Source organism: Bartonella jaculi (assembly GCF_039543045.1).
Taxonomy (GTDB): domain Bacteria; phylum Pseudomonadota; class Alphaproteobacteria; order Rhizobiales; family Rhizobiaceae; genus Bartonella; species Bartonella jaculi.
In genome coordinates this window covers 1-952 of sequence record NZ_BAABIZ010000140.1, presented here as the reverse complement: position 1 = coordinate 952, position 952 = coordinate 1, and the positions used below count along the sequence as shown (strand labels likewise).

The window sequence follows — 952 nt, the reverse complement described above, 5'->3', positions numbered from 1 at the left end:
TAGGAACAGCAGCCTTTTGTAACTCGACACTGTTAAAAAAGCTCAATCAGGGTGAATATGAAGCTGTCCCTGCAGAGCTACAGAAATGGACCCAAGCAGGCGGAAAGCGTCTTGAAGGTCTAGCACACCGGCGTGCGGCAGAAACAGGCTTATGGGCAAAAGGGGCTTATGTTTCCTCCAATTATCAAACAGTTGAAACGCAAGCACCAACGGGTTTTTTCAAAGCCGAAGCCCTTGCACCGATTATTGGCTCTTTTTCAGGTCTTGGTGGTTTGTTAGCAGGAAACGGTCCGATTCAATGGGCCTTGGCCACCATTATGATTTTAGCCGCATGTGCTGGCATTTTCTTTGTTGCTAAACGTTTTCAGGAGCATCGCCTATGATCTTATGGATGAAAAGAAATCTGATGATAACAGGCGCGGCTTTAGCCACTTTTTTTATTGCATTAGCAAGAGCTTTTACTCTTGGGAAAAAAGCAGAGCGACAAAAGCAAACAGAAAAAGCTTTAAAAGCAGCCACAACACGTCTGGAGGTGGAAAGTGAAGTTAATCAAAAAAGTGATGCTGATGTGCGTGCTGCTCTCTCTGACTGGTTGCGCGACAAATAAATATGTTTCTTCTTGTGTTGGCTGGTTGCCAATTTATGTAGATAAGCAAGATCTGAACACCATCAGTTCAAACTTAGCAAGAGAGATCTTAAAGCACAATAATCTAGGTGAACGCGTGTGTGGGTGGAAACATGGCTAGAAAAAAAACACAAGACGATATAGAGCTTACAGAAACAGAAAAAGAAATACTTCAAGAAATCATCATGACCTATAAAAGTGTAAAAGTGATGTCGCGTTATACAAAATGGATTGTACTCATTATACTCTTATTAGCGCTTGATTTTTCACGTATTATGGATGCGTTTGTAAGTATTTTTACACAAAAACCAAATATCCGACTCTAAA

Annotated in this window: 3 protein-coding genes; all 3 read left to right on the top strand. The window is 41.2% G+C overall.

The window, feature by feature from the left end; translation table 11 throughout:
* On the top strand, positions 1–383 hold a 383-nt coding region (locus ABD915_RS09855; protein WP_425548210.1), incomplete at its 5' end, for a lysozyme.
* Entirely contained in the window at positions 380–607 is a 228-nt protein-coding gene (locus ABD915_RS09850) for a hypothetical protein (RefSeq protein WP_345117777.1), read from the top strand. The genes ABD915_RS09855 and ABD915_RS09850, both read left to right, overlap by 4 nt.
* Positions 608–738: 131 nt before the next feature.
* Positions 739–951, top strand: coding sequence for a hypothetical protein (locus ABD915_RS09840; RefSeq protein ID WP_345117773.1), 213 nt, complete (start codon positions 739–741; stop codon positions 949–951).
* Position 952 lies beyond the last annotated feature (1 nt).

What these genes read in the sequence shown, in the direction of transcription:
- ABD915_RS09850 (WP_345117777.1), top strand. Translation starts at nt 380, where the DNA reads ATGATCTTATGGATGAAAAGAAATCTGATGATAACAGGCGCGGCTTTA.
- ABD915_RS09840 (WP_345117773.1), top strand. Translation starts at nt 739, where the DNA reads ATGGCTAGAAAAAAAACACAAGACGATATAGAGCTTACAGAAACAGAA.